Raw genomic sequence first — 23945 nt, forward strand, 5'->3', positions numbered from 1 at the left:
TCTTGCTTAAAGAGTGTCGAGGAAGGCATCGAGTTCGTTCAATACCTGCTCGCCTTGGGTCGCCTCGCGAGCGCGATCGATCGATGCCGCCAGCGCCTCGATCGTCGCAGCCTCGAAAAGCGCGCTCAAGGGCAAGGTGGCCTTCAGGTCGAGACCGATACGGGCGTTCAGGCGCACCGCCATGAGCGAGTTGCCGCCGAGGTCGAAGAAGTTGTCGTGCCGGCCGATAGGCGCGACATTCAGCAGTTGCGACCAGATCGCCGCCAGTTGCGTCTCCGTCTCGCCCTGCGGCGCTTCCCGCACGCTGTCGTCCGTGGCGGCGGCCTGCGGCTGCGGCAGCGCGCGCCGCTCCACCTTGCCATTCACGCCCAGCGGCAGCGACGCCAGCGCCACGATCCGCCACGGCACCATGTAGTCCGGTACGGCCTTCGCAAGCTGCGCCTTCAGGTCTGCTACGTCCAGTGCTTCTGTGTCTGCGTCTGCGTCTGTGCCGGTCGCCGCCTCCGGCGTCACGTACGCCACCAGCCGGCCTTCATGCGCAACCACCACCGCCTCGCGCACCCCGTCCAGCTCCGCGAGCCGCGCCTCCAGCTCACCCAGTTCGATACGGAAGCCCCGGATCTTCACCTGGTGGTCCAGCCGTCCCAGGTAGTCCAGCACCCCATCCCCACGCCAGCGCACCAGGTCGCCCGTGCGGTACAGACGCGCCCCGCTGCCCTTCGTATCGAACGGGTCCGGCACGAAGCGCTCTGCGGTTAGCCCCGGGCGTCCCAGGTAGCCGCGCGCCAGTCCCGCGCCGCCCAGGTACAGTTCTCCCGCCACGCCGCGCGGCACCGGCTCCATGAGGGCATCGAGCACCCACGTCTGCGTGGCCGCAATCGGTGCGCCGATCGGCACTGCCAGGCCCGCTTCCGCACGGCACTGCCATGCGGTCACGTCGATCGCCGCCTCGGTCGGTCCGTACAGGTTGTGCAGCTCCACGCCAGGCAGTACCTCGAATACCCGGTTTTGCAGCTCGGCCGGCAGGGCCTCGCCGCTGCACACGATGCGCCTGAGCACGTCTGCGCAGCGCGACGCGTGCTCGCTTGCGACAAACGCCTGCAGCATCGACGGCACAAAGTGCAGTGTGCTCACCTGATACTTAACGATCGCTCCGGCCAGTTGTGCCGGATCACGGTGCGCACCCGGTGCGGCCACCGCCAGGCGGGCACCCACCATCAGCGGCCAGAAAAACTCCCACACCGAGACGTCGAAGCTGAACGGCGTCTTCTGCAGCACCGTTTCACCGCGTTGCAGCCCATAGGCGCGCTGCATCCATTCGAGGCGGTTGTACAGCGCATCGTGACGGTTGCCCACGCCCTTCGGACGGCCCGTGGAACCCGATGTATAGATCACGTAGGCCAGGTTCGCGCCATGCAGCGGGACTTCGGGATTGCGCGCGTCCTCTTCGGTGCAATCCAGCGTATCCAGTTCGATGCGGCGCACGCCCGTCACCTCAGGCAGCACGATCCCGGACTGGCACAGCAGCAGACCAATGCCACTGTCCGTCTGCATGTACGCGAGGCGCTCGGCCGGATACGACGGGTCCAGCGGCACATATGCCGCGCCCGCCTTCATGATCGCCAGCAGCGCCACCACCAGTTCCACCGAACGTTCCGCCGCCACGCCCACCTTCGATTCCACGCCCACGCCCTGCCTCGCCAGCCAGTGCGCCAACCGGTTCGCCTGGGCGTTCAGTTCGCCATAGCTCAGCGATGCGCCGCCGAACACCAGCGCCTCATCGCCAGGGTGGCTGGACGTATGACGCTCAAACAGACGGTGCACAGGTTGCGTGCCTTCATACTGTTGCGTGTTGCGGCTCCAGGTCTCCAGTTGGTCACGCTCGTCGTCGCCTGGCAGCGTAAGCGCATCCAATGTCGTCTCGACGCCAGCGCCCGGCTCACGCGTAAATGCCTCCAGCACCCGCTGATAGTGCTGCGCCATACGCTCGATGGTCTGCTCATCGAACAGTTCACGCGCATAGGTAAACTCCACCGTAACCGCGCCATCCGCCTCTTCGCGCGTATCCAGCAGCAATTCGAATTGCGCCATCGGATTCGCCAGCCTGTACGGTTCGATCGCGAGACCCGGAAGTTGCTGCAGCACGCGCCAGTCGCGTCGCTGATGGTTGAACATCACCTGGAACAGCGGACTGTGGCTCAGGCTGCGCGGCACATGCAGGGCATCGACCAGCGCATCGAAAGGGAGGTCCTGGTGCGCCTGGGCACCTAGAGTCGCTTCGCGCACCTGCGCCAGCAGTGCGGACGGGGTTGTCGATGCATCGAGACGGCTCGCCAGCACCTGCGTGTTCACGAAGAAACCAATCAGGCCTTCCGTCTCGACCCGATGACGGTTCGCCACCGGCACGCCAGTACGCACTTCAGCCTGCCCGCTATAGCGGTACAGCAATGCATGGAACGCCGCCAGCAGCACCATGAACGGCGTCGCCGAAGCACGCTGGGCCAGCGTGCGCACCGCATCGGCCAGGCCTGCCGGCAACATGAAGCCATGACGTGCAGCATGGAATGAAGCGTGCGCGGGACGCGGTGCGTCGGTGGGCAACGCCAGCACCGGATGCTCATCGCCCAGCGCGCCGCGCCAGTACGCAAGCTGCCGTTCGCGCTCGCCCGCATCGAGCCAGTCGCGCTGCCACGCGGCGTAATCGGCGTACTGCACCGTCAGTGGCGCGAGCGGCAGCTCACCACCCAGCACAGCGGCGCGGTAATGCGCCACCAGTTCGTCGAGCAGCACCTGCACCGACCAGCCATCCGACACGATGTGATGCATCGACAGCGCCAGCAGATGCTCCTGCTCGCTCACGCTGAATAGCGCCACACGCAGCAGCGGACCCTGCGCGAGATCGAACGGCTCGGAAGCCAGCGCGCGCGCGGCGCCGTCCAGCCCATCAACCGGCAGTGTCGCTTCACGCCAGTCGAGTTGCGCGTCTGACTCGATCTGCTGTCCGACCCGGCCTGCGTCATCGGCCACAAAGCGCGTGCGCAGTACCTCATGACGCGCAACGATTGCCTCGAAGCTCGCACGCAGCGCCGCACGGTTCACCTCGCCTTGCAGGCGCAAGCCACCCGCCACGTGATACGCGCTGCTTTCCGGTGACAGTTGCCACAGGAACCACTGACGCTGCTGCGCATACGACGCCTCGGTATGCGCGCGGATCTCGTCGGGCAAGCGCCGAATCGTCGGCTCGCTCTGCGCTGCCGGTTGCGCTCGCTTGTCCTGCGGCATCGCGCTCGCCGCGAGTTCGGCAAGCGTGCGCCGCTCGAACAGTTGCTTGGGCGTCAGCTTCAGGCCCGCCTTCTTCGCCTTCGCGACGACCTTCAGCCCGAGAATCGAGTCGCCACCCGCTTCGAAGAAATTCAGTCTACGGTCGAGCGTTGCTGCATCGACGCCCAGCACGTCGGCCCAAATCTGCGCCAGCGCAATCTCCGCATCGTTGCGAGGCGCCTCGATGCTGCCGGGATCGGCGCGATGCGTCGGCGCTACCTCAGTCAGTTGTGCCAGCAGTGCAGCGCGATCGAGCTTGCCGTTCGCATTGAGCGGCAATTCGGGCAATACAACAAGCTTCGCCGGCACCATGTATTCCGGCAAAATCCGGGCCGCGTCGGCCAACACCGCTGCGCTGTCGCGCTCGCCAGTCACGAACGCCGCGAGCCGCTTGCCCGCAGTCGTGTCGTGCGCAAGCACCGCGGCCAAACCCACGCCCTCGACGCCGCACAGCACGCGCTCGATCTCCGCAGGCTCGACGCGATAGCCGCGCACTTTGACCTGATCGTCGCTGCGGCCAAGATACTCAAGCGTGCCGTGCGCGTCGAGCCGCGCAAGATCGCCCGAGCGATAGACGCGCGCGCCCGGCACGAACGGATCGGGAACGAAACGCTCGGCAGTCAGCGGCGCCCGGTCGTGATAGCCGCGCGCGACACCCGGTCCGCCCAGATACAGTTCACCCGCGATTCCCGCAGGCACACGGTTCATCCGCTCGTCGAGCACATAGATGCGTGCATTGGGCAGCGGCTTGCCGAGCGGCAGCCGTTCGCCCGGACGCTCGCCTCTCACCCGCGCATGCATCGCGATGCCGACGGTGGTCTCCGTCGGTCCGTAGTGATTGAAAATCCGGCACGCCGGTTTGAGCGTCTCGATCCGCTCGAGCAGCGTGGCCGGCGCCGCGTCGCCGCCGAGAATCAGCGCCTGCGCCGGCAGCACGTCCTGTTCGCGGGCCGCAGACAGCAACGCAGCGAGATGGCTGGGCACGATCTTCAGCACGTCGACCTGATGTTGCGCCATGTAGTGCGCGAACAGATCCGGATTGAACGCGAGTTCCGGCGCGAGCAGATGCAGCGTGCGGCCCGAGCACAACGCGCCGAACAGCGCCGTATGACCGAGATCGGCCGCGGGCGTCGACACCATCGCAAACGAAGCGTGTGCGTTTACACCCGATGCGCCAAGCGTCTCCAGCATGCCCTGGACGTAGTTGGCGAGAGCGCGCTGACTGATCACCACGCCCTTTGGCGTACCCGTCGAACCGGAGGTGTAGATCAGATACGCTGCGCGCTCGCCGTGCACCGTTCGCCGCGGCGTGCCATGCGCAGGGCTATTGCCGGTCTCGCCGACGGGAGCGAAAACGAGCGGCAGCGTGGTCGAGACGTTACCGGCTACGGCCAGTTCCGCAGGACATGCCGAGGCATGCAGAAGCGCGACGGCCCCGCAATCGGCGAGTTGCGCGGCGATGCGCGCGGCAGGCAGTTGCGGGTCCAGCGGCACCCATGTCGCGCCGGCCTTGAACGCGGCCAGCATGCCGAGCACCTGCTCGGCCGAGCGTCCCGCATAAACGCCGACGCGCGCTTCGTCGCTGACGCCGGCCGCGCTCAACTGCCGGGCTAGCGCATCCGCCGCGGCATCAAGCTGGGCGAAGCTCAGCGTGCGCCCCTGATCGTGCAGCGCGATCTTGCCGGGAGCGCGCGCCACGCTGTCGTCCCACAGCGTCAGCACATCGCTTGCGGGGTAGGCTCGCGGCGTTCCCTGCTCCACGTCCGGAGCTTGCGGGTCCGGCAACTGTGCGAACTCCGTATCGGGTGCATCCACTAACGCTGCGGCCAGCGCTTCGAACAGACTCGCAAAGCGGTTTGCAAAACCGGCGTCGAATACCGCGTCGTCGTAAGCGAGCAGACATTCGATGCCCGCTTCGCCGTCGGTGAAGTCGAGGGCGAGGTCGAAATGGGGCGTTTCGTTCAGCAGCACCGTCAAGTGCGTATCGAGCGGCGCGAACGCATCGCGCAGAAGCGGCCGCTGCTCGGTCAGCTTCACCTGGAACAGCGCCTCGTCGCCACGTGTGCGGTTGGGCAACAGCGCGCTTACCAGGCGGTCGAACGGTACGTCCTGGTGCTCGTGCGCCGCCAGCACGGTTTCGCGCGCCGCCCCAACGAGCGTGCGCAGGGTGTCACTCGCGCCAACCTGGAGGCGCAGCACCTGCATACTGATGCAATAGCCGAGCATCGATTGCGTCGCGGCCTGCCGGCGGCTCGATAGCGGCGCACCGACGCGGATATCGCGCTTGCCGCTCAGACGCTGCAACACCACGTCGAATACCGCGAGCACCACCATGAACAGCGACGCGCGCTGCTGCTCGCCGATACGCTTGAGCTTCGTTGCAGTGTCCTGCGGCAACGTGAAAGCGAGGCTGCATTGCCGGCCGGTTCGAACTGCGCCCACAGCAGCCGGCCGCTCGAACAGCAGCGCCGCGGCGGCGGCATCGCCATCCGCGGCAAGCTGTGCGTGCCAGTACCCAAGCTGACGCGCGAGCGTCGCATCGTCGAGCGTGGCGCGCTCCCAGGCAGCGAAGTCCGCGTATTGGAGACGCGGCGCATGATCTGCGCTGATGCCCTGTGCACCGCCGGTACCGGCGCGATACGCTGCCCCGAGCGACGCCAGCAGCAGATTCACCGACCAGCCATCCGCGATGATGTGATGCAGCGCGAGCAGCAAACGGTGATCGTGCGGCGCGACGCGAACCAGATGCGCGCGCAGCAGCGGGCCGCGTTCGAGGTCGAACGGTTGCTGCGCGATCTGCTCCGTCAGCTCACGCAGCGCGTTCAGCGGCGCACCGGATGGATTCGCATGATCGGCGGTGAGATCGGTAAACGGCAGCGCCACTAGCAAGCCTGCGTCGATGATCTGCAAGGGCTCGCCATCGTCGTCGAGTTCGAAGCGGGCGCGCAGAATCTCATGCTCGCTAATGAGCGCATCGAAAGCGCGCTGCAGTGTGTCGGGTTGCAGCGGCCCGGTAATGCGTAATTCGCCGCTCATGTTGTACGCGGCGCTCGACGGCTCGCTCGCCCAGGCGAGCCAGAGCGAGCGCTGCGCGTGCGAGGCGCGGACCACACGGCGCTGCTGATCGCCCAGCCGTTCGATCTCGCGATGTACTGCAGAGCCGCCTTGCTGACGCAACGTTTCAATCGCTGCGGCCGCGTCCTTGAGGATAGGTTGATGGAAAATGTCGCGCACCGCATAGGCGATCTGCCAACGAGCAGCTACCGTAGCAGCAACCTGCACCGCCGCCAATGAATTGCCGCCGAGCGCGAAGAAGCTGTCTTCGCGTGTGACAGGCGCAGCCGGGAGCACATCGCGCCACAGCGCAGCAAGCGCTTCCTCGACACCGGCGCGCGGCGGCTGCGAAGCTGCGGCAGCGCTCTCGCCTTGCGCGTGCACTGCGCCGTCCGATGCTGCGTCCTCAATGGGCCGTCCATGCATGAAATACGCGTATGCATCGAGCGAGCGAGCGTTCCAACCCTGAACGCAGGCCGAACGCTGCACCTTCCCGCTCGAGGTCTTCGGCAACCCGCCCGGGTTGAGCAGCACGACGGCAGCGGCCGGTTCGCCGCAGGCCAGCGTGATCGCTTCGGTCAGCGCGGCAGCAATCGCGGCGGCGGGCGCGAGCTTCCGCATGTTGCGCGATACCTCGGCCGCGATACCAATGCCCTCCGCGCCGTCGAGCTGTACGGCAAACGCGGCAACCCGGCCGCGTCGCACCAGCTCCACCTCACGCTCGACCGCCAGTTCGAGATCCTGCGGATACAGGTTGCGTCCCCGGACGATCAGCAGGTCCTTCAGGCGTCCTGCGATATAGAGGTTGCCGTTATGGACGAAGCCCAGATCGCCGGTGCGCAGCCAGCGCTCGCCATCGCTTTCGACGAAGGTTGCGGCGGTCTCGGCCGGGCGATTCCAGTAGCCCGCTGCAACGCTTGGACCGCTCACCAGAATCTCGCCCAGTGCGCCGGCTTCGAGCGGTGCGTGAGCGTGGCTGTCGACGATACGCACCGCGTGGCCTTGAGCGACCGTGCCGCACGAGACCAGCGCTGTTCCGTCAGCGTGCGCGGTGGGCGCGGTGGCGGTGGCCTCAGCCAGAACCGCACGTCCCGCTTCAAGACCGCCGTTTGTAAACGACGGCGCAACGACGCCCGAACCTCGCACGACGCCTGTGACGAACAACGTCGCCTCCGCGAGGCCATAACACGGGTAGAGCGCATTGGCATCGAAGCCGCTCGCGGTAAAGCGTTCAACGAAGGCATCGAGCGTCGCCTTGCGCACGGGTTCCGAACCCGAAAACGCCACTCGCCAGCTCGACAGATCGAGCGACGCGCGCTGTTCGTCATTGACCCGGTCCGCACACAGCCGGTACGAGAAATCCGGGCCGCCCGAGATCGTGCCGCGATGCCGGGCAATCGCTTCGAGCCAGCGCACCGGGCGCTCCAGGAAGTACTGCGGCGACATCAGCACGAGCGGAATTCCGCTGAACACCGGTTGGGACATCGAGCCGATCAGGCCCATGTCGTGATAGAGCGGCAGCCAGCTCACGAAAACATCGTGTTCGCCGACGCCAAGGCTCGCCTTGATCGCGATTTCGTTAGCCCACAGGCTGCCGTGCGTGACCATGACACCCTTTGGCGTCGACGTCGAGCCGGAGGTGTACTGCAGGAACGCGACATCGTCCGCCAGCGGGCAGTGAGGTTCGAAACTCGCGGCATCCTCCGCATCCAGCGCATTCAGCCCATCAACTGCCACGATAGCGGCGTTCGACGCTATCTCGGCGAAAGCGTCGCGATGCGTGCCGGCAAGCGTCTGGGTGGTGAGCACGAAACGCGCGTCGGCGTCGGCTGCGATCGATTTGAGGCGGGAAAGATGCTGGCCGCGCAGCGATTCCGGCGGATAGGCCGGCACCGCAATCGTGCCCGCATACAGGCAACCGAAAAACGCGGCCACATAGTCGACGCCGCTATCCATCATGATGAGGGCACGCGAGCGCGAGGCGCCGGCGCGGCGCAAGTGTGCGGCGATTGCCACGACCCGGCGCTCGAGCGCCGCGTAGTCGAAGCGCGTGTCGCCGCTCGCATCGACGGTGACCAGCGCTGTATCGGCGGCGCGTGACTGCGCCAATGCGCGCAGTCGTTCAATCATATTTTCAGCCATCTTCAATCCTGAGACAGGTCGAACTGCGCGCCGCGCGGCGGCGCGCGCGTCACCAGCATGTTCATAAAGAAACCGGTCAGCGGCCCGGTCTCCAGCCGCTTGCGGCCCGCCACCGGCACGCCGGTTGCACCAGGATGGCTAGCTCTCGCTCTGCTCGCTGTGGCCGGAATCGGGTTGCGGGATAGCCGCCTGCCATTGATCCGCTACACGCACGCGAGCCGTTGAGTGCTGGAACGCCGTCTCGCGCGGCGGATGGCCTGGCCGATGCGCGATGTGCGAAACACTGCTCGCTGGGTTCATGGCGGGCAAGATAGATGCGGCGGAAGGTGCTGAAGATTCACGCGCAGCGGCTGCCTGAGCCTGCGCTTGCATCTTCTGCCGCTTCAGGAACGGGCAGCGGTCCTCCGCGGCAATGTTCTCGTCGGACAGGAAGTACTGCTTCCACTCCAGATTGCCCGGGTCGCCGTAGAAACCGAGATCCGGATGGGCGGTGACGTCGTCCCAAGTTTCGAGGCGCTTGCGCACCTGATTGCGCGCTTCGCGCCCGATCACCTTGTTGGTAATCGTGTCGACGAACACGCTGCGCGGCTGGAACAGCAGCACCATGCCGGGACCAAGATTGCGGCTATGCCGCAGGCGGAACGACGGGCACGCGCAAACCACAAAGGTTTCCACACCGGCGAACGAGAACTCCCAGTCCTCATGCGACGGCTCCGGCTGCGCATCGGCTTGCGGATCGGGGTCGACATCGTGCAGATGCTGCAGGATGCTCCAGAACCAGTTGTGATACGCCTCGTGCGTGAGCGGCTGCGCATCCGGTTCGAAGAAAATGGCAATGTTGTTCTTGCGGTATTGCGGCAGCGACACCAGCTCCGCGAACGTTTGCATCGTCGCGGGCAAATCGCTGATGTCCTTGCCGTTCACATACGAATAGAACATCTCGCCGCGCTTTTCGGCCATCGTGCCGAAAAAGCACGGATAGGCTGGGTCCATCACATGCGTGCGCATCGTGTCGTAAGACGCATCGAGCCATGCAGGCGGCTTCGCCGCCGCGCCGGTCACGCGCCCGGCGATGATCCGGCTTTTCCAGTCGCCCGGGTCAAAGCCGTCTTGAGACGTCGCTGCCTCTTGCGGGTTCGATGCAGGCGCTGCAGCGAACTGCACGCCATCATCTACGGTTTCCTCGTTTGATCGCATCTTCAATGTCCTTGTTCGTCACACATCTGCACCACGCAGCGGCGAGCAAGCCGACACACGCCCTCGCGGGCGTGCGTCAACTGCGATATCTGTTTGCGGGGAAACCGGCGCCCTTATTGCGGGCGTTCCAGCGTCAAGAGGCACGGGCGCCGCACGATCGCCAGGGATTCGTGCAGCGGCCGCGCCATGCTCAGGCCTCGGCCGTCGCGTCCAGCTCGGCGACCAGTGCCCGGACCCATTCGTCCGGGATGATCGGCTGGTGATAGGTGCACTCGCCGGAGACGACGGTCGAGCCATGCAGGCGTCCGTCGGGGATCAGCACCATGTCGCCTTCGTTCATCTTCAGTTGCATGCCGACATTGCCCCAGAAGAGCATCTCGCCTTCCTGGATCGTCACGAGCCGGTGATCGTTGTGCACATGCGTGGTCGAACACATTTCATGCGGCTCGACGAAAGTCTCGCGGTCAATGCCCGGGCACTCCGCGTCGATGCGTGTGCTGATGCGATGAGCGAAATCCACGTAACGGCGGATCGACGACAGCCACAGCAACTGTTCGCCGAGATCCCAGCGAGCGCGCTCGGCAAGCCGCTCGCCCGCGGCGGCGCCTTGCACCGCCTGAGCAAACGCCGCGGCGCCGTACTCGCGTTCAATACCTTGCAAGGCCTGCGCAAAGCGCGCCACCAGTTCATCCTTGCGCTCAGCCGCATCACCACGGCGACGGCCGGCCGGTTGCAGATGGGCACAGGCACGCTCGAGCGCGAGGCCGAAGGCGAGCCATTCGGCTTGCGCCGCAAATGCCGCGCCGATGAGCGCGAACGCGCGATCCGGCCGGCGCGCCAGCGCATACAGCAGATTGCACTTCGCCATGCTGGTGGGCAGGTAGAACTGCCAGTACGCGTGTTGCTGACGCGTGACGCCACAGGCGCCGGCCACGCGCTGCAGCAGCGCGTCGTCGGGCAGATCGCCTTCGAGCGTGGGCCGCAATTCGGCCGGCAACATATCGAACAGGCCGCTCGCGGTGGCCCGCGCCAACGCGCGGCGCTTCGACGGCGCGAGCGCCCAGCGCTGAACCATGATGAAGCGCAGCCCTTCCTCGAGGTAGTCGTTGCGCATCAGCCGCGCGAACGTCTCGCCCCAGAAGGCGGTCTCGTCATCGACGATCCTTGCGAGCCGCGCGCTTGCCGCCGCGGCATCCGTTTCAATCTGCTGGTCCTGGGCGAGGTATTCGAACGCGTACGCCTCGAGGAACGGTGCGAGTTGCGCGCCGCGCACCTGCACGTCGTCGCGGTAGAACTCGCTGAAATGCTGCCACTCCGCCGCCTCGGCGCTGCGCGGCAGGCGCGCGATACCCAGTTCGTAGATCGACAGCAGCGTGCGGTTCGAGGCCAGCGAGGGCAGACGGCTCACGTTATGCTGGCGCACCGGCTTGGCGAACTTCAGAAACTCGAAGTCTTCCGGGCGCAGCGGACGCCGGTGATAGTCGTCGTCGAGCAGCAATTCGCTGACCGTGGCGCTGCGAAACGAGTGCGCGGCGGCAAACTGTTTGATCAGCTCTACATACTGTTCGCTCTTTCCGGAAAACGGCGCAAAGTCGAATAGCAAAGGCGTGGCTTGCGTCATGGCAATAGTTCCTGTGAATGACTCGGGAGTGGGCGGCGCGGCCGCATCGGCACGGTGTGCACGGGGCTTCCCGTGGAACCGTTGCAGCGCTGCCGCAGTGCCGGCTCAATATCTAGAATACGAATGCGAATGATTATCATTCATATTAAATTAGACATGATGCTCCGGCTTGTCAAGCTGTTTCCGGCCAATCCGAGTCCGGGGCAACGCCTCTCCCGTGTATCCACGGGCGTGGCCGGCACATGGCCGCGAAACTGAGACGCGGCCACGCCGTGAAGCGGGGCCGCGCGTTTGATGCATCTGGCATGCACATGAAGCTCATGCGCATGCCGCGACCGGTTTCGCTCAGAAATCGGTGCGCACCGTCAACATCAGGTTGCGCCGGTCGCCGAACTGGCTGTAGAACGTGCCCGGCGGACGGACATAGTACTCGCGGTTAAACATGTTGTTCAACGTCAGCGAAGCGTCGACATGCTTGTTGAAGCGATAGCCGACCTGCGCATTGAAGATCGCATAGCCGCCCTGCTCGACGCCGCGTGTGATCGAGCTCTGCGCCAGCATCCCGCCGCCAATCGTCACGCCGTTCAGGAAGCCTTGCGACAGACGGTAAGTCGTCCACAGTTTGAACAGGTGCTTCGGATCGGTGCCGTCCGAAAGATTGGCCGTCTGGTTCTCGAAGCTTTCGGTCAGGAACGTATAGCCCGCATAGAGATTCCAGTCTGGCAGCGGCTGGCCGGTGACTTCAAATTCAAAGCCCTGATCGCGCGACTTGCCGCCCGCGATCGAACCGCTCGGATGATCGGGATCGGTAATCGCGACGTTGTCGACGTTGATGCGGAACAGCGCCGCGGTCGCACCGAGCCGGTTGTTCAGGAAGGTGCCCTTCAAGCCGGTCTCGTACTGCTCACCCACTGCCGGCGGCAGGCCCGCGCCGGTATAGGTGGTTGCGGTCTGCGGCGAGAAGACCTTCGAGTAGCTCGCGTAGGCGCTCAACCAGGGCACGATGTCATAAACCAGCGCGGCTGACGGGATGAACCGGTGATTCATCCGGGCCGTCGTGGTCCAGTCGGAGACGGTCGGCAAAAAGCTCTGCGATTCTTCGTTGAAGAAGGTTTCGCGCGCACCCAGCACCAGCGTCAGCGGCCTGGCGAGATGAATCCGCGCCTGCGCATAGACGCCGTACTGTTCGGTGCGGTTGTTGGAGCCATAAGTGAACGGAACGTTGACGTTCGGTACCGAGTTCGGATCGAACACGTTGTACGCGCCGCCGAACGGGCCGGTCAATGCAACGCTGCCGGACTGCGCCGTCGACGAAAGCAGCGAATAGTTCGCACCCACCGTCAGCGTATGGTTCTGGCCGAACAACTGCAGCGGTCCCGACACATTGGTGTCGGCGCCGAACCAGTCATAGGTATTGCGCTGCCGCTGGTCGGTGTAGAACGCATAACCGCTCGGGCTGACGCCCGGGCCGGAATATGCGTAGTCCGCTGTCGACAGTTCATGACGGTAGAAGACCGTAGTCTGCGACTGCCAACCGCTTTCGAACTTGTGCGTCAGGTTCAGGTTGGTTTCCTGAATCGACGTATAGCTATAGTTCCAGCTCGGGCTGAAGTTCTGCGAGAACGAACTCGGCAGCCGCGTATAGCTGGTCGTGCCGCCAACCCCATAGTCGAAGCCCGACAGCGGATTGACCTCATAGGCTGCCGACAACGACAGTGTCGTGCGCGGCGTGAAGTCGTAGTCGAGCGCGCCATAAAGCATGAACTTCCTGTCGCGCACGCCATCCACCGTTTGCAGGGCATCGCTGCCGACGATCACCGCGCGCCCGCGCAGCGAACCATCCTTGTTGAGCGGCCCAGTGACGTCAACCATCTGGCGCACGCTGCCGAACGAGCCCACCTGCGTTTCCGTTTCGATATGGAAGGTGTCCTGCGGACGCTTGCGCACGAGGTTCACCGTACCGCCCGGATCGGTCGGGTCACCCGCGCCGGTCATCACACCCTCCGGCCCACGCAGCACTTCGATGCGGTCGTACATGGCCAGATCGAACTGGATCTGGTATTGCAAGCCGCTGACAATCGACACGCCATCGAACTCGACACCCAGGTTATTGCCGCGCGCCTTGTAGTACGCGGTGCCGTCGCCGTATTTCAACGCCTCGACGCCCGTCACAAACAGCAAGGCATCCTGGATCGTCGTCATGTTCTGGTCGTCCATGCGCTGACGCGTCAGCACCGACACCGAACTCGGCGTCTCCTTGAGCGGCAGCGGCACCTGTCCGGCCACCGTTGCATCGACGGCCTGGTAGGAGCCGCTGCCTTCGGTGGTGGCGTCGGCGCTGCTCTTCACGGTAACCGCCGGCAGCACGTTGTCGGTGCCGGTGGTGGTCGTGGGCGTCGTTTGCGCGCGGGCATGCCCGGCCCAGATCGCAATCAGAGAGATTGCCACCGGCGTCAGGCGGGATTGGAATGAGCGAGTCCTGGCTCGCCGCGTACGACACAGGTCCATGGTTATTTTCATCGTGGCAGGCAAATTCTCAGCGTGAAGACACATACCCGTCCCGCCCATTGAAATGGACTCCTAACGAGGTGTGTCAGGATGATGTATTCGTAGCGAAGGTGAGTCGCGGCTTTGCACTTTCCCCAAGCACCGCGAGCGGCTATGGGCCGCTGTTGCGCAGCAATACCCGGTGAGAGATGCACTCTGCATCGGGCATTACTTATCGCGAATAGGATGTTAGTCGATAATGATTCTCATTTGCAATTTATTTTACGTTTTACCCGAACTCTGTAGGGATAATGAGACATGCCGTAAGTCATCAGGTGGACGCAACACTCTTGCGCAAGGTCAGCACGAGCAGATACGGGCCGCCTATCAGCGTCGCCACGAGACCCGCCGGCATCTCCTGTGGGAACCAGAGCTGCCGGCCGAGCCAGTCCGCGAAGCCCATCAGCAGCGCACCGAAGATCGCCGCCACGAACATCTGCACGGCCGGCCGGCGCGCGCCGGAATAGCGGGCGATGTGCGGCGCAATCAGCCCGACGAACGAGAGCGGGCCGACCAGCAGCGTCGCGGTGGCCGTCAGCAGCGCCGCCAGCAGCAGGATCGACAGGCGTGCCCGCACCACCGGCACGCCGAGGCTGCCCGCCATGGCCGCCCCCAGGCCGAGCGTCTCGAGCCAGCGGGCCATCAGCGGCCCGAGCACCAGTGCGGCGAGCGCGATCGAGCCGGCGGCATAAGCGGCCACCGGTTCGACGTAGTAGGTCGAGCCGACCACGAAATTCATCAGCAGACCTGCACGAGGATCGCCGCTTGCCAGCATCGCGCTGACGATTGCCTGAAACAGCGCGCTGATCCCCACGCCGATCAGCAGCAGCCGCTCCGGTGCAAACGAGGCGCGGCCGCCGAGCCACAGCAGCAGTGCGAGCGTCGTCATGGCGCCGATGAGACAGCCGGCGAACAGGAGACCCGGCGTCGGCTGAAGTCCGGCGAGCAGCACCACCACGATGCCAAGCGCGCCGCCCGAACTCACCCCGAGAAGATCGGGGCTCGCCATCGGATTGGCGGTCACGCGCTGGATCAGGGTGCCGGCGAGCGCAAGCAGCACACCCGCCGACATTGCCGCGACGGTATGCGGCAGCCGCCAGAATAACAACGCATCGATCTGCGCGGCATGGGCCACGTGCCAGCCGCCGATGCCGCGCGACACGGCGAAGCTCAGCGTCAACACCACGGCAAGACCGGCGACGGCCCACGGCAGGCGCCTTGCGAGCCTGGCCGCAGGCCCGTGCGCGATGGCGCTCGCATGCAGGTCGGGCTGGCTGCGCAGACGCGGCAGCAGCAGCATCAGCAGCGGCACGCCAAGCAGCGAGGTCACCGTTCCGGTGGGCACCAGATGCGCCGAGAACAATTCCGTCGCCGACACCGCCTGAACGATCTCGTCCGTCGCCCACAGGAGCGCAGCGCCGAGGCAGGGCGCCCAGATCAGCCGCTGATGCAGCCGCCGCGCCCCGGCGAGACGCGCGAGTGTCGGCGCGGCGAGACCGACAAAGCCGATCACGCCGACCGTCGAGACCACGCAGGCCGTCAGCACCACCGCGATCAGCAGCGCGGCAAAGCGCGTGCGTTGCAGCGAGATGCCGAGGCTTTGCACAGTCGAGTCGCCCGCTTCGAAGACACCGAGCGGACGCCGCAGCAGCACCGTGGCGACGACGCAGGCAAGCACGCCCCATAGAAGCTGGGTACTCTCATGCCAGCCGCTCTGGTCGAGCGCACCGCCGCCCCAGATCATCAGGCCGCGCAACAGGTCGAAATTCGACATGGAGATGGCGAGGCTGATGGCGCCGCAATACAGGTTCACGATCATCCCCGAGAGGATCACCGCGAGCGAGGACATCCGCTGCCGCCACGCAAGCCCGAACACCAGCAGCATGGCCAGCGTGCCACCGGCCAGCGCCACCAGGGTGCGGCCGCCCATGAGCCACGACGGCGCCCACAGTTCAGCGATCGTCAGCGCCAGATAGGCGCCGGGAAAAATGCCGAGAGTCATCGGCTCCGCGAGCGGATTGCGCAGCACCTGCTGAGCCAGCGTCCCCGCCAGTGCCAACGCGGCGCCGCACAGCAGCGTCATGGCGATCCGCGGCAGCAGGCTGTCGCGCACGAGCACCTGATGCAGGTCGGCGCGGTTCGGCGCCAACAGCGCGCTCCAGAACGAAGCGCCATTGAGCTGAGCATGAATGCCGAGAATGGCGAGGACCAGGGCCACCGCCCCGAGTATGCCGACCAGCGCCGCACGATAATCGCGCGGCGCCGCCGGCACCGATGCTGTAGCGAGATTACGCAACGCCGCCTCCGCCGTTGTCGATCGCGGCGAGCGCCGCCGCGACTGCTTGTGCGAATCGTTGCATCGAAACCAGTCCTCCATAAGGGGCAATCACCGGCAGCGCGGCAATGCGCCGCTCGCGCACCACAGGCAACGCCTGCCAGATCGCATTTTTTTCAAGTCCCGAAAGCGCGGCAGGCGGCACCGGACCGACCAGCAGCAAGCTCGCCTGCGGTACCTCGGCGAGGCGCTGCACCGGCACGAGCGCAAAGCCGCCCTCGGTGCGCCACGGGTTGCCGCCCGCGCCCGGGTTGGCGGCGTTGTGCACGCCGAGTTTCTGCAGCATCTCGTCGAACAGGCTGCCCTGCGCATAGACGCGCAGATGCCGGTCGTCGACCAGATCGGCGACGAGCACCGGCGCACGCGTGAGCGAGGGATGCGCCGCCAGTTGCGCGCGCACCTGGCTCGTGATGCGCCCGGTCGCAGAGATCAGCTCGCTTGCCTGCTGCGGGCGTTGCAGTCGTGCAGCCAGTTCCGTGGTTTCGCCGAGCAGCGCCGGGTAGGGCGTGTCGCTCGACATATAGGCGCCGAGCGTGATCGTCGGGGCAAGACGTTCCAGCCAGCGTTTGGCCGGTGCGTGCCCCGGCGTGATAATCAACAGGTCTGGTGCGAGCGCCAGCAGCACCTCGAAGTTCGGCTGGTAGAGCAGTCCGATATCGGCCACGCCCGGCGGTAGCGGCGGCTCGACAATGGTGCGGCGATACCAGTCGGGCAGCGCCGTGCCGATCGGCGCCACGCCAAGCGCGAGCAGCGTTTCGGTCAATTCCCAGTTGAGCGTAACGATGCGGTGCGGCACGCTTGCCCTGGCAGTCGTCGCGCCTGTTGTGGCCGATGCGGCTGTGCCTGCAGCCCCTCCAGCCCCTGTGGCGGCTTGCGCCGCGGCCCAGGCGCGGGTCGTGCCAGGCGCGATGAATAAACCGAGCGCACCCAGCGCCCCGAATGCGCCGAATACGCCCAGTTTCGCGAGCAGGCGGCGACGGCGTGGATCAGCGGCCGTCACAGCGCCGGCGGGTCGAAGGTCGCGCCCCGTCATCGCGGAAACCCGATTGCATGACCGCTTTGCGGATCGGTCAGCACGCCCATCGGCACACCGTAGATGGCTTCGAGACTGTCCGGGCGCATGATCTCCGTGGGGCTCGCCTGCATCAGCACCTTGCCGCCGCGCAGCGAGATCAGTTCATTGCAGAAGCGCGTCGCCATATTGACGTCATGCAGAACCACGATAGCGGTCATGCCGCGCTTTTCGCACAGCGAGCGGATCAGGCCCAGCACCTCGATCTGGTGGCTGATGTCGAGCGCCGAGGTCGGTTCGTCGAGCAGCACGCAGCGGCTGTTCTGCGCAATCAGCATAGCCAGCCAGACGCGCTGGCGCTCGCCGCCCGACAGGCTGTCGACGGCGCGCTGCGCGTAGTGGGCCACGTCGGTCCACGCCATCGCCTCTTCGACACGCTCACGGTCGTCCGCCGTGACGCGGCCCAGTGCGCCATGCCAGGGATAGCGGCCAAGCGCGACCAGTTCGTGCACCAGCAGGCCGTCGGTGGACGGCGTGTACTGCGGCAGATGCGCAACCTGCTGCGCAAAACGCCGGTGCGGCCAGCTCGCGAGGGGCATGCCGTCGAAATGAATGCTGCCGCGCGTAGGCTGATGCAAGCGTGCCAGCAGCCGCATCAGCGAAGTCTTGCCCGAGCCGTTATGGCCGATCAGGCCCACGACCTGCCCCGGCGCGATATCGAGCGAAATGGATTGCAGCAGCAGCCGGTCGCCGATCGAGAAATCGACGCCGGAGAGCTGGTAAAGCGAGGAACCGCCTGTTGACTGCATGACGAAAACCGTGACTCGGTTGATGGTTTTTGGGGAGACGCCGTTGATTGGCCTGCGCGCCCGGCGTCGAGGTTCTTGTTCTAGGTGCGCGGCCCTTTCAGCAGGTGTTGCAGTTGTGCCCTCACGCTGTCGTGCAGCGCCGGATGATGCACGATACCGGTATGGCTTGCATCGATCGCGATGTCTTCGACACTGCCGCTCGTGTGCGCATGCCAGTCGCGCCCGCGGCCGGCTACGGTGTCGCGGGAGGCACGCCAGAAGGTGATCGGCACATCGAGGGACGGCAGCGTGTGGGCCATCCGCAGCCGGTAGTGCAGCGCGTCCAGTTGGGCCGCGCGCTCGAATAACGTACGCAGTTGCGCGCCATCCGCCTGCTCATCAAGCCAGGCTGAAAGGCCGGTCTGCTGCTGGCCTTCGTCCGCAGCGGCATCGCCGGTATGCGTCGCGGTATCGAGCAGACCGAGAAAGTCGACCGCATGACCGCGTGCGCGCAGCAGCGCGGCGACCGCTACCGCCAGCCGGCCGCCGAACGACCAGCCGAGCAGGCGAAACGGACCTTCGGCCTGGGCGTTGAGCACGCGTTCAACGCAGGCTTCGGCAAGGGCCTCAAAGCTGGCCGGCTGGTCTACATACGCGAGCTCGTCAGGGCCGCTCTCCCCGTCCGGCTCAGCCGCGAAACCCGGCGAGCGCAGCGCCAGCACGGTAGCGGTACCTTGCAACGCGGCGGCCAGAAAGCGGTACTCACCGACCAGGCCGAAGCCAGGGTAGAAGCAGAACAAGGTCAACGGTGCGCCGCTGGCATTCAACGGCTGGAGGTCAACGTCGCCGTTCGGGCCGTATGGTGGGCACAGCAGCGCCTCCGTGTAGAAGCGCTGACGCCATAGTTCATACGCGCCGCGCTCTGCGGGATCGGCTGCCGGCGCGAGCGGTTGCGCGGCCATCGTCAGGCCGTCGAACCGGTGACGTCGTGGTGTTGCGCCAGGCCCGCCAGGCGCCGCGCCTGCACGGCCGCCCGGTTGCGTGATTTCGCTGCCGGAGCCGGCAAGCGGATTGCCGTGCTGAGCCAGGGTACGTACATGGCCATCGAACGCGTCGATCAAGCGGTTCAGCTGCGTTGCGCCGACCACGTCTTGCGCGACGCTCCATTCGAGTTTCAGGCAGCCGTCTGCGATAAGGCCATTCAGATCCAGCACATGGCGTGGCCCCGCTGCGGCGCTTGCGCCGATGCCGTCGCCGCTGTCCTCCGGCGCGAACGTAAAGTAGCCTTCGCTAAGCCGCTCTTCGAAGCGGCCAAGATAGTTGAAGCCGATCGTCGTACGCGGCAAGGCATCCAGGACGGCGCGCGCCGATGCCGATCCTCCATAACGGAACAGGTTGAAATGCATCCCTTCGGCAGGCACGCTGCGCAACAACGCGGCGATCTCGCGGCGCGTGGTTTCAATCTGCGCCGCGGCGCCCAGCCGCAACGGATATTGCGTCGTAAACCATCCCACCGTACGGCTCAGGTCCAGCCCAGGCGCGCATTCGCGGCGGCCGTGTCCTTCCAGCTCAACGATGACGGGCACCTGCGGCAAATGCTCGGCGCAGGCCTGCGCAAGTGCGGCCAGAAGAACTTCGTCGATCCGCGCGCCGGTGTCGGTCAACTGCCGCGTCGTCGCGGCGTCGAGTGTCCAGTTGCGATGTTGCGTGTGCCGGGGAGCAGCGGGCGCTGCCTTTTCCACTGGGTTTGCGTTGAGCAAGTTTGTGTTCAGCGCGCTTATCGGCGCGCCCAGTTGCTTTTGCCACCAGGCAAGCTCGCTCAAATGCGCGGGCAGGCTCGCGTACTCCGCAAGCCGGCGGGTCCATTCGCCCCACGACGCGCCCACGCGCGGCAACAGCGTCTGCGTGCCGGAAACGCGGGCCGCCTCGTAAGCGCTCAGAAGATCGTCGAGCAGGATGCGCCACGACACGCCATCGATGACCAGATGGTGCACGACGATCAGCAATCGTGCGCCATCCGGCGTGGGCATATACGCCGCGCGGAGCAAGCTGCCCGCGCCGGGATCGAGGCTGCCGTGCACACTGTCGGCAAGCGCTTCGATCGACGCCGTCGGGTCGGCGGCGGCTCGCAGGTCCACGATGCGCAGTACCTCGGTTGCGCCGGCGGCCGCGCTTGCATCAGCGTCAATCGATGACTCATCCGTGCTGACCGGCATAGCCGCTGGTGGCAAGATCGTTTGTATCCATTCACCGGTTTGCGGGTCGCGCCGGAAGCTCGCGCGCAACGCATCATGAGCGGCGAGCACAGCATAAAACGCGGCACGCAGCGCGTCGATGTCGAGCATTTCGGCGCTGCGCAGCAATACGGATTGATTCCACCGGGCCGGCGCGGTGGGATAGTGCTCGAAGAACCATTGCTGCATCGGCGCGAGCGGCACCTCCAACGGCACGCTCGCCACCGCTTCTTGCGCGGCCTCAGCCACACATGCCTCAGCCACCCGCGCCAGTCCGCGCACAGTGGGATGCTCGAATACCTGGCGCGGCGCGACGACCCAACCCGCGGCGCGCGCCTGGGCAATCACGCGCAGGCTCGAAATCGAATCGCCGCCAAGCGTGAAGAAGTTATCGGTCACGCCGAAATCGTCACGCCCGAGCACCGTTTTCCAGACCGCCAGCAGCGTAGTTTCGACCGCGCCGGCCGGCGGCGTCGCGGCGTTCTCCAGCGCGTCGTCCGGTTCAGGGAGCGCGCGGCGGTCGAGCTTGCCGTTGGGCAGCGTCGGCAACGCATCGAGCGCAATGCACAACGATGGCACATGCGAGCCTGGCAGCGTGCGCGCCAGTTCTTCGCGCACCGTCTCCGGATCGGCAGAACCGGTGAAATAAGCGACGAGGCGCTTGCGCTCCCCCTCCCCGCGCAATTCGACGACAGCCTCGCGGACCCGTGCAACGCGGCGCAGCGCGAACTCGATTTCCCCCAACTCGATGCGATGACCGCGCAGCTTCACCTGCTGATCGATCCGGCCCAGGAAATCGATGGCGCCGTCGGTGCGGGCGCGGCACAGATCGCCGCTGCGATAGACGCGCGAACCCGGCGCGCCATACGGATCGGGCACGAAACGCTCGGCGGTCAATCCAGGCCGCGCCAGATAGCCCCGCGCGAGCGTCGCGCCGCCGATGCATAGCTCACCTGGCGCGCCGTCCGGCGCCTGATTGCCGTCGAGATCGGCGACATACGCGTGGCGCGACGGATAGCAGCGGCCAATTGCGACGATCGCATGGTGCGCATCGTCGCGGCCCACCGGATGATGCAAGGCTGCCACCGTGGTCTCCGTCGGGCCGTACAGATTGTCGATGGCAACATGCGCGAGCGGGCCCTCGTACCAGCGCTGCAACGCATCGCCGGGCAGGGCTTCGCCGCCGACCGTGATTTGCCGCAAGGCGATATCGGTTGCCAGCGGCAGCGCGATGCGCCATTGCTGCCACAGCGCGGTTGGAATCCGCGCGAAGGTCACGCGTTCCTCGCACAACGTGCGGTTCAGCGAGGCGAGTTCCCAGGGCTGGGGGCCGCGCATCACAACCCGGCCACCCGCCATCAATGCCGGCAACAACTCGTGCAGCGCAACGTCAAAATTGATTGTCGACGATTGCAGTACGACATCCGACTCGACGATGCGATGGTCGTGCAGGAAGTCGTCCAGATGCAGCGAAAGAGAGCGATGTGTAATCGCCACGCCCTTGGGCGTGCCCGTAGAGCCCGACGTGTAGATCACGTAGGCCAGCGAATCCGGATGCACGGTCCATGTGGACAGGCCAGCTTGCGCGGAGATAGGCGCAGCAAGCGCGGCCGACGCGAGCACCGGTCGCAGCGGCGCCAGCAGGTCGCCACAGCCGCTGCGGGTTGTCTCATCGATCACCACGCGTGTCACGCCTGCGTCAGCGATCATTGCTTGCAGACGCGCTTGCGGATAGCCGGGATCGAGCGGCACAAACGCGCCACCTGCCTTGAAGGCGCCCAGCAGCGCTGCCGGCAGCGCCAGCGAACGTTCGAGCAGCAAGCCGACACGCTCACCGGCGGCGAGGCCGTCCGCGCGCAATGCCAGCGCAATCCGGTCAGCCCATGCGTCGAGCTCTGCGTAGGTCAACGTCTTGCCCTCACAGCACAACGCGACACGTGCAGGGCATTGCCGCGCACGCTCGGCAATCCGCTCGTGCGCCGCGCTGAATGGCACGCCTGCGTTGCCTCTTTGGCTACCCTCTGCAATCGCCCGCAAGGCGTGACTTGCAAGGTCATCCACGAGGACGCCGGCGCCACCGCTCGCGACCGCATTCACGCCATGCCGCACAGCCAGGTCGCCCACCTTGCGCTCCGGGTGCGCCGCGACCTGCTCGAGCAGGTCGACGTAATCGTCGAGCATCCGTCGCGCCGTCGCCTCGACAAAGCGGTCGCACGAATAGGTCAGGGCAAGCTGCAAGGCGCCTCCGGGCCCACGATCCCGCACATTCAACGCAAGATCGAAACGTGCGGTCGGCGCGACGTCGAGTATCGATTCGGCAGCAAGACCGCCGTCCCCGGCCGAGGCGAGCGGATTCGGCGCCGTATCGACGGCTAGATCGAACATCACTTGAAACAGCGGCGAGCTGTCGAGATTGCGCTCGATAGCCAGCGCCTCGACGAGCCGCGAAAACGGCACATCCTGGTGGGCCTGCGCTTCGAGCACGCGCTCGTGCACGGTGCGCAGCAAGCCGTCGAATGGCTGGCTTCCTTCGAGGTCTGCCCGCACGATCAGCGTGTTGACGAAAAACCCCACGATCCCTTCCAGCTCCGTGCGCCCGCGCCCCGACGTGGGGACGCCGACCACGACCGTACGCTGGCTCGAATAACGGCACAGCAATACATCGAACACCGTCAGCAGTACGGTGAAGAGCGTTGTGCGACGCGCGCGCGCAATGGCACGTAGCGGCTCGGCCAGCGCAGCGGGAACCGGCAGGCGGACAAGTCCGCCGTCGTGCGACCGGGTGGCGCGCGGCGGCACGTCGCGCGGCAGCGTCAGCGCGGCGGGCGCACCGTCGAGCCGCGTGCGCCAATACCCGATCTGCCGTTCTAGCAAATCGTTCGCGGCCCACTCGCGCTGCCACAATGCGACGTCGGTCAACTGCACCGGCAGCGCGGGAAGATCGCGCTCGCTGTGATAGAGCGCGAGCAGGTCACGAAACAGCACATCCATCGACCATGCATCGGCAACGATATGGTGAATCACGAACTGCAGGACCCGACACTCGTTGCCAGTCTCGAACAGTCCGACACGAAAAACCGGACCGTTGACGAGATCGAACGGTTCGCAAGCAAACTCGCGCAGAGCCTGCGCGAGCGATGCGCCATCATCGGCGAGCGTGCGCTGCACGAAACCATAGCCGGCGTCAGGGGCCGGATATTGCGTGGGTATACCGTCTTGCGCATCGAAGCGCAGACGCAACGCTTCATGCCGCTCGATCAGCCGCTGCAGGGCACGTTGTAACGCGGCAAGCTCGAAGCGGCCCGACAGGCGCAGTGTATGGGTGATGTGGTAGCCCGCATGGTGCGGATCGAGACACCACAGGAACCACAGCCGCTCCTGGGCGAACAGCAGCGGAAACCGGGCCGGCCGCGACGCGAGCGGCACCACCGGCAGCGAGTCCGCGTCGAGCCCCTGGGCCCGTGCCCGCGCACGAAACAACACGCGCTTGTCTTCGGGAAGCGCCGCGTACTGCTGGGCGAGCCGTAAGGCGTCGGGCCGGCGAGCCGCTGGCGACGGCGTAGCAGGTACATTGGCCGCGTCGGCTGTGGATAAGGGGTGCGCCGAAGGGCGATCCGTGACGTTCATCGTGTCCTGTTTATCTGCAAATGCTACGAGGTCTGCGGGATGTGCAAACAGGCCTGAGCGAGCGGCG

General features: G+C 65.8%; 8 protein-coding genes. All 8 read right to left on the reverse strand.

Translation table 11 applies throughout. From position 1 onward, the window contains the following. Positions 1-6: 6 nt before the first annotated feature. A complete protein-coding gene (locus FFS45_RS18550; protein ID WP_137956087.1) occupies positions 7-8517 on the reverse strand; it encodes a non-ribosomal peptide synthetase in 8511 nt (2836 codons plus the stop codon). A gap of 138 nt (positions 8518-8655) precedes the next feature. Further along, positions 8656-9714 carry a YqcI/YcgG family protein gene (locus tag FFS45_RS18555; RefSeq protein WP_249362842.1) on the reverse strand — a complete coding sequence of 353 codons (1059 nt, stop codon included), beginning with the start codon at positions 9712-9714 and terminating at the stop codon, positions 8656-8658. 190 nt (positions 9715-9904) lie between these two features. Further along, positions 9905-11335 (reverse strand): peptide synthetase, encoded by a 1431-nt coding sequence (locus FFS45_RS18560; RefSeq protein WP_137956088.1) that lies wholly within the window; start codon positions 11333-11335, stop codon positions 9905-9907. 345 nt (positions 11336-11680) lie between these two features. Then, positions 11681-13783: a TonB-dependent siderophore receptor gene (locus FFS45_RS18565; protein ID WP_249362843.1), complete on the reverse strand. Its 2103-nt coding sequence runs from the start codon at positions 13781-13783 to the stop codon at positions 11681-11683. A 370-nt stretch (positions 13784-14153) separates the two neighbouring features. Then, positions 14154-16178, reverse strand: coding sequence for a Fe(3+)-hydroxamate ABC transporter permease FhuB (gene fhuB, locus FFS45_RS18570; protein WP_249362844.1), 2025 nt, complete (start codon positions 16176-16178; stop codon positions 14154-14156). Continuing rightward, positions 16171-17250, reverse strand: coding sequence for an ABC transporter substrate-binding protein (locus FFS45_RS18575; RefSeq protein ID WP_137956091.1), 1080 nt, complete (start codon positions 17248-17250; stop codon positions 16171-16173). The genes fhuB and FFS45_RS18575 overlap by 8 nt, the downstream gene beginning before the upstream one ends. Then, on the reverse strand, positions 17247-18038 hold the full coding sequence (locus FFS45_RS18580) for an ATP-binding cassette domain-containing protein (RefSeq protein WP_137956092.1): 792 nt from the start codon (positions 18036-18038) through the stop codon (positions 17247-17249). Before FFS45_RS18580 ends, FFS45_RS18575 begins: the two co-directional genes overlap by 4 nt. A gap of 80 nt (positions 18039-18118) precedes the next feature. Beyond that, on the reverse strand, positions 18119-23878 hold the full coding sequence (locus FFS45_RS18585) for a non-ribosomal peptide synthetase (protein ID WP_137956093.1): 5760 nt from the start codon (positions 23876-23878) through the stop codon (positions 18119-18121). Positions 23879-23945: the final 67 nt, after the last annotated feature.

The organism is Burkholderia sp. 4M9327F10 (assembly GCF_005503145.1).
Lineage (GTDB): Bacteria > Pseudomonadota > Gammaproteobacteria > Burkholderiales > Burkholderiaceae > Paraburkholderia.